Source organism: Streptomyces sp. NPDC057694 (genome assembly GCF_042799415.1).
Taxonomy (GTDB): domain Bacteria; phylum Actinomycetota; class Actinomycetes; order Streptomycetales; family Streptomycetaceae; genus Streptomyces.
The window spans coordinates 77,108-83,570 of sequence record NZ_JBHVIX010000006.1 but is presented as its reverse complement, the minus strand read 5'-3'; the positions used below and the strand labels follow the sequence as shown (position 1 = coordinate 83,570).

Genomic DNA, 6,463 nt, shown 5'->3' with positions numbered 1-6,463 from the left:
GGGCCCACGCTTTTTTTCTTGCCGTTGGGTCTCCAACCCCCCCTTCGGGAGGGAGCGAAAAAGGGGGAGGGTCCCCCCCCCCCCCGGGGGTCCCCCCCCCCTCGACTGCCGTGGAACACGCAGCGTTTCACGTGAAACACACTGCGTCACAACGATGTGGGCTAGCCGGTGCCTCCCAAGAAACCGCCGCCGTTCTGATTACCTCTCGTGTCTCCCGAACTCTCGGTGGCCGAAGGCGACGTCGTTACCCCGCCGTCCGCGCCACCGTCAGCGCCGTCCGTCGTCCCACCGTCGTTGTTGCAGCTCCAGTCCCACTTGCTGCACGTCTCGCTGGTGGACGGTGACGGATCGGCCGAGGACTCGCTCGGAGTCGGAGAGGCCGGAGCCGAGGAGGACGGAGGCGTGCTGACCGTCGGCGTCGGAGTCGGGCTGGCCGTCTCACCGACGATCTTGCCGATGGGCTCGGGAGTCTCGAAGGGCTCGTTCTTCTGGCCCTGCATGGCCTTGGCCATGTAGTCGTGCCAGATCTCCGCCGGGAACGACGCACCGTGGATCTTGTCCTGACCGCCCGTTCCGTACATCTCGAGGAACTTGCGGTTCTTGGACTTCTCGTTGTCGTCCATCCGGTACATCGTGATCGCGGTGGACAGCTGCTTGGTGTAGCCGACGAACCAGGCGGACTTGTTGCCGTCGGTGGTACCGGTCTTGCCGGCCACGTCGCGGCCCGGCAGCTGCGCAGCCGTACCCGTGCCCTTGTCGACGACCGTCTTGAGGACGTCGGTGACGTTGTCCGCGACCTTCGTGTCGAAGGCCCTCTTGGGCTTTGCGTCGTGCCGGTAGGCCGGCTCGCCCTTGTGGTCGACCGAGGTCACCGAGTACGGGTCGTTCTGCTGACCGCTGGACGCGAACGTGCCGTAGGCGCCGGCCATACGGATCGCGCTCGGGTCCGAGGTGCCCAGGGAGAAGGACGGGTAGTTGGCGCTGGCGAAGCTGTTCTCCAGGAGGCCCGCGCTCAACGCGGACTCCTTCACCTTGTCCAGTCCGACGTCCATGCCCAGCTGCACATAGGCGGAGTTCACGGACTGCCGCATCGCCTCACGCAGGTCGATCTGGTAGGTCGGAGGGTTGATGGAGTCGCCGCCGTCGTTGGTCTGCAGCCACTCCTTGCCCTCCTTGTCCTTCCAGACCGAGCCGTCGTAGGTCTGGATCTTCAGCTTGTTCTTGCCGCTGTACAGACTCTTCGGCGAGACGATGGTGCGCGCGCTCGCGGGCTGGTCCGGGCCCTGGTCCGGGTCCCGCACGCCGTCCTTGAAGGCGGCGGCCAGGACGAAGGGCTTGAAGGTCGAACCGACCTGGGCGCCCGTGACGTCGGCGTTGTTGGTGAAGTGCTTCGTGGCGTCGGCGCCGCCGTAGATCGCCTCGATCGCACCGTCCTCGGGGTTCACCGAGGCACCGCCGAACTGGACGTACTTGTCCTTCTCCCGCTGGTCCGGCTTGATGCTCTCCTTGCGGACCTTCTTCACCGCGGCCTCGAGCTGCTTCACCTTCTTCCTGTCGAAGGTGGTGTGGATCTCGTAGCCGCCCTGCTGGAGGGCGTTGGCGGTGATCTTGCTGTTGTTGATGACGTAGGCCTTGGCGAGGTCGACGAGATAGCCGATCTGACCGCTCAGCTGGGCGTTGGAACGCGGGCTCTTCAGCTCGGGGAAGCCCTTCTTGATGTAGACATCATGCTGGGCGGCGGTCAGCCGGCCGTCCTTCACCTCTTCGCCGAGGATCCACTTCCAGCGCGCCTGGGCGCGTGCCGTGTTCTTCTCGCGGGTCGCGTTGATCGGGTCGATCTCGGGAGAACCCGCGGGGTCGTAGTACGTCGCGCCCTTGAGCACGGACGCGAGGAACGCCGTCTGGCTCTCGTTCAGCTTGGCGGCGTTCTCGTCGAAGTACGCACGCGAGGCCGCCTGGATCCCGTAGGCACCGCGCCCGTAGTAGGCGGTGTTGAGATAGCCGGCCATGATCGTCTCTTTGCCGACCGTCCGGCCGACCTTTATGGAGACGAACAGCTCCTTGAGCTTTCGGGACACGGTCTGCGACTGGTCGTCCAGCATCGCGTTCTTCACGTACTGCTGGGTGATCGTCGAGCCGCCCTGGGTCTGGCCGCCCTTCGCCATGTTCACCACGGCGCGGGCGATACCCATCGGGTCGACGCCCTTGTCGGTCTCGAAGGTCTTGTTCTCCGCCGACATGACGGCGTAGCGCATGGACTTCGGGATGTCCTCGTAGTTGATGATCTGCCGGTTGGTCTCACCACCGGTCGCGACCATCTGGGTCCCGTCGGACCAGTAGTAGACGTTGTTCTGGGCCTTGGCCGTGTCGGCGACGGTCGGAGTGTCGACCAGCGCGTAGGCGATGCCCGCGGCCGCCATCAGGCTCCCGAGGAATCCGACGCACAAACCCGACATGAGTCGCCAGGACGGCATCCAGCGACGCCAGCCGTCCTTGTTGGCGCGCGGGTAGTCGATGAACCCCTTCTTCTCCGGCTGCCCTGAGCCACGGCCTCTGCCGCGCCCCGGACCGCTCGGCCCACCGGGGCCGCCGCCGCCACGACGGCCGCCACCACCGGCTCCGCCGCGGCCGCCGCCCTCGGGGGCCCTGCGCCTTCCTCCGCCACTGCGCTGGGCAGCACGGCGCGCTTCGGCGCGGCCGCCCCAGGGACGATCTTCGGTCCCGTCCTCGGACGGACCCGATGAACTCGGGGCGTCATAGGAACCGGACGGTGAACCGGTGGAGCCACGGGGTGCCGCACGGCGACCCGACTGTGCTCCGGACGCTCCGCGACGGGCCGCGGCACGCCCGCCGCTCTGCGGCTGCGGCGATTTGCGACGGTGCTCGCTCATCGAACGACTACTCCTCGGGCAGGCGCGGCTGGCGCGCCTGGACGACGGCTGGTTTCCGGTCCCCCCGACGTACGGATGCGCCCCTTCCGGCGCTCATCCGTACTGCACCCGGGACGACGACGCCCTCAGGCGTCACTCGGTTCCCGGTGGTCTGCATGGCGGACAGACTACGCACCGTCAAAACCCACCTAGGGCCGAAGTTCACCCCAAAACAGGCAAGTTACTTCGTGCGAATCGGTGATGTGACGCCGTTCACCGTGATCCCTCTTGTCGGAGTCGCAGGCTCGTTCTATCGTGCTGATGTATCGAGTCGATACATCAGCACGACATAAAGAGTCGATACATGGGCCCGCGACAGTGAGGAGGCGACGATGAGCCGACGTTCCGGCATCCTCGAATTCGCCGTACTCGGACTGCTCCGCGAGTCCCCGATGCACGGCTATGAGCTGCGCAAACGACTCAATACGTCGCTGGGGGTCTTCCGCGCCTTCAGTTACGGGACGCTGTACCCCTGCCTCAAGACGCTGGTCGCCAACGGCTGGTTGATCGAGGAATCGGGTCCCGGTCCCACCGACGTCCCTGCCGCTCCACTCTCAGGGCGTCGCGCCAAGATCGTCTATCGGTTGACGGCGGAAGGTAAGGAGCACTTCGAGGAGCTGCTCGCGCAGACCGGCCCTGATGCTTACGAGGACGAGACCTTCGCCGCGCGATTCGCCTTCTTCGGGCAGACGTCGCGCGATGTGCGGATGCGGGTCCTCGAGGGCCGTCGCAGTCGGCTGGAGGAGCGCCTCGAGAAGATGCGCCTGTCCTTCACCCGCACGCGGGAGCGCCTGGACGACTACACGCTTGAGCTGCAGCGGCACGGCATGGAGTCCGTGGAGCGCGAAGTGCGCTGGCTGAACGAGCTCATCGAGAGCGAGCGCGCGGGACGCGACCAACGACGGTCGGGCCCGGAGAGCGCAGCTCAGCAGGACACATCTGGAGAGACGGGCGGCCTGCCCCGGCACCGGGACAGCACCCGGCCGGATCCGTCCGATGACACCGCCACGTGAAGTCCGCTCAGGACTTCACCAGTACACACAGGGAGCAACCGGAATGGGTTCGGTTCGCGTAGCCATCGTCGGCGTGGGCAACTGCGCCGCCTCGCTGGTGCAGGGCGTCGAGTTCTACAAGGACGCTGACCCGGAGACCAAGGTCCCCGGCCTCATGCACGTCCAGTTCGGCGACTACCACGTCGGCGACGTCGAGTTCGTCGCCGCGTTCGACGTCGACGCGAAGAAGGTCGGCCTCGACCTCGCGGACGCCATCGGCGCCTCCGAGAACAACACCATCAAGATCTGCGACGTCCCGAACACGGGCGTCCAGGTCCAGCGTGGCCACACGCACGATGGTCTCGGCAAGTACTACCGCGAGACGATCGAGGAGTCCACCGAGGCCCCGGTCGACGTCGTCCAGATCCTCAAGGACAAGCAGGTCGACGTCCTCGTCTGCTACCTGCCCGTCGGTTCCGAGGTCGCGGCGAAGTTCTACGCGCAGTGCGCCATCGACGCCAAGGTCGCGTTCGTCAACGCCCTTCCGGTCTTCATCGCCGGCACCAAGGAGTGGGCTGACAAGTTCACCGAGGCGGGCGTCCCGATCGTCGGCGACGACATCAAGTCGCAGGTCGGCGCGACCATCACGCACCGCGTGATGGCCAAGCTGTTCGAGGACCGCGGTGTCCGTCTTGAGCGCACCATGCAGCTCAACGTCGGCGGCAACATGGACTTCAAGAACATGCTGGAGCGCGACCGCCTCGAGTCGAAGAAGATCTCGAAGACGCAGGCCGTCACCTCGCAGATCCGCGACCGTGAGCTGGGCGAGAAGAACGTCCACATCGGCCCGTCCGACTACGTCGCGTGGCTCGACGACCGCAAGTGGGCGTACGTCCGCCTCGAGGGCCGTGCCTTCGGCGAGGTCCCGCTGAACCTGGAGTACAAGCTCGAGGTCTGGGACTCCCCGAACTCCGCGGGTGTCATCATCGACGCCGTGCGCGCCGCGAAGATCGCCAAGGACCGTGGCATCGGTGGCCCGATCCTCTCCGCGTCCTCGTACTTCATGAAGTCCCCGCCGGTGCAGTACTTCGACGACGAGGCCTACGAAAACGTCGAGAAGTTCATCAAGGGTGAGGTCGAGCGCTGAGCGCCGACTTCTCCTGACGGCCGGCGCGAATGTTTCACGTGAAACCGTGAAGCATCTGCCGCTCGAGGCTGGTGAGGCCCCTGGATCGCACTCTCGTGCGCCGGGGGCCTTCCTCGTATGTGAGGCTGTGCCCCATGGCTGTCGTCCGTGACCTGCGTGTCCTGCTGTGTCTGCGTGACTTCCGAGGCCTGCTCACCCTGCGGCTGCTGTCCCAGGGAGCCGACGGCGTCTACCAGGTCGCCCTCGCCACCTACGTGGTCTTCTCCCCGGAGAAGCAGACCTCCCCGGCGGCGATCGCCTCGGCCATGGCCGTCCTGCTGCTGCCCTACTCGCTCGTGGGACCGTTCGCGGGCGTCCTGCTGGACCGCTGGCGTCGCCGGCAGGTCTTCCTCTACGGCAATCTCCTCCGCGTCGTGCTCGCCTCCGCGACGGCGGGCCTCATGCTGAGCCAGGCGCCGGACTGGCTCTTCTACGCCTCCGCGCTCTGCGTCACCGCGGTCAACCGCTTCGTCCTGTCGGGCCTTTCGGCCGCGCTCCCGCGTGTTGTCGACGCCGACCGGCTCGTCGTCGCCAACTCCCTCTCACCGACCGCGGGGACGCTCGCCGCGACCGTGGGCGGCGGTCTGGCCTTCGCGGTGCGTCTCGTCGCCTCGGACTCCGATGCGGCCGTCGTGCTGCTCGGCGCCTTCCTCTACCTCTGCGCGGCCCTGGCATCGCTGCGCATGGACGTACAACTACTGGGACCGGACCCCGAGCTGGTGCAGCCGCGCCTCGCCTCCGCACTGTCCGGCGCGGCGCGGGACCTCGTCTCCGGCGTACGGCATCTCGCCTCACGGCCGGCCGCCGCACGCGCTCTGGCCGCGATGACGGCGATGCGGTTCTGCTACGGCGCCCTGCTCGTCATGGTGCTGATGCTGTGTCGGTACGCGTGGTCGTCCACGGATGGGCAGGGCCTGGCTCTGCTCGGCCTGGCGCTGGGGATCTCAGGGGCCGGGTTCTTCGTCGCCGCCGTCATCACCCCGGCCGCCGCGGGGCGCTTCGGCGCGGGCGGCTGGATGGCGATCTGCGCCGGCGTCGCCGCCGTCCTGGGACTCGCCCTGGGGCTGAATTTCGAGCCGGGTCCGACCATGGTGGCCGCCTTCGTCCTGGGGCTGACCACCCAGGGCGCGAAGATCGCCACCGACACCGTCGTGCAGTCGTCCGTCGACGACGGCTTCCGCGGGCGGATCTTCTCCGTCTACGACGTCCTGTTCAACGCCTCGTTCGTCGGTGCCGCCGGAGTGGCGGCGCTGATGCTGCCGCCGGACGGGCGCTCGGTTCCCCTCGTGATTCTGGTGGCGGCGGTCTACGCCGCCGTCGCGCTGACGATGCGCCGTCGTTTCACGTGAAACAAC

General features: G+C 67.1%; 4 protein-coding genes. 3 read left to right on the top strand and 1 reads right to left on the bottom strand.

Annotated features, from left to right (window positions below):
- Positions 1-161 precede the first annotated feature (161 nt).
- Positions 162-2,891 carry a transglycosylase domain-containing protein gene (locus tag ACFVDP_RS16585; protein WP_383489769.1) on the bottom strand — a complete coding sequence of 910 codons (2,730 nt, stop codon included), beginning with the start codon at positions 2,889-2,891 and terminating at the stop codon, positions 162-164.
- Positions 2,892-3,262: 371 nt separating this feature from the next.
- Between ACFVDP_RS16585 and ACFVDP_RS16580 the strand changes: the two genes are divergently transcribed.
- From ACFVDP_RS16580 to ACFVDP_RS16570, 3 genes are all read left to right on the top strand, one after another.
- On the top strand, positions 3,263-3,943 hold the full coding sequence (locus ACFVDP_RS16580; protein ID WP_383489766.1) for a helix-turn-helix transcriptional regulator: 681 nt from the start codon (positions 3,263-3,265) through the stop codon (positions 3,941-3,943).
- 43 nt (positions 3,944-3,986) lie between these two features.
- The gene (locus tag ACFVDP_RS16575) at positions 3,987-5,069 is read left to right on the top strand and encodes an inositol-3-phosphate synthase (RefSeq protein ID WP_383489763.1); all 1,083 of its coding nucleotides are present in this window, start codon (positions 3,987-3,989) and stop codon (positions 5,067-5,069) included.
- 134 nt (positions 5,070-5,203) lie between these two features.
- Complete coding sequence (locus ACFVDP_RS16570; protein ID WP_383489760.1) at positions 5,204-6,457, top strand: MFS transporter; 1,254 nt, start codon at positions 5,204-5,206, stop codon at positions 6,455-6,457.
- Positions 6,458-6,463: the final 6 nt, after the last annotated feature.